1 pseudogene is annotated in these 385 nt (G+C 68.6%); it reads left to right on the forward strand.

The window, feature by feature from the left end:
* Window positions 1–143 precede the first annotated feature (143 nt).
* A pseudogene (locus tag ELR45_RS41520) lies at window positions 144–385 on the forward strand (alcohol dehydrogenase catalytic domain-containing protein); the annotation flags it as partial.

The raw sequence follows: 385 nt of genomic DNA on the forward strand, positions 1-385 counted from the left end.
CGACACCGAAGGTGTCATCCAGCAGCCGCCGGGCTCGTGGACCGGCCCAGTAGCCCGGTGCGTACGATGTGCCCCGAGGTGATTGAATGCGCGCGATACAGGTACGCGACGTCGGTGGACCAGAGGTTCTCGAACCGGTCGAGATCGAGTCTCCGCAGCCGGGTGAGGGAGAGCTGCTCGTCGATGTCGGGGCGGCCGGCGTCAACTACATCGACACGTACCAGCGCAGCGGGATCTACCGGATCTCTCTGCCATTCGTGCTCGGCATCGAGGGGGCAGGCACCGTGCGTGCGGTCGGCCCGGGCGTCGACGGCTTCGCACCCGGTGACCGGGTGGGCTGGAAGGACGCCCTGGGGTCCTACGCCGAGCAGGCGATCGTCCGGGC

The sequence above is a fragment of the Phytoactinopolyspora endophytica genome (genome assembly GCF_004138495.1).
GTDB classification, from domain to species: Bacteria; Actinomycetota; Actinomycetes; order Jiangellales; family Jiangellaceae; genus Phytoactinopolyspora; species Phytoactinopolyspora endophytica.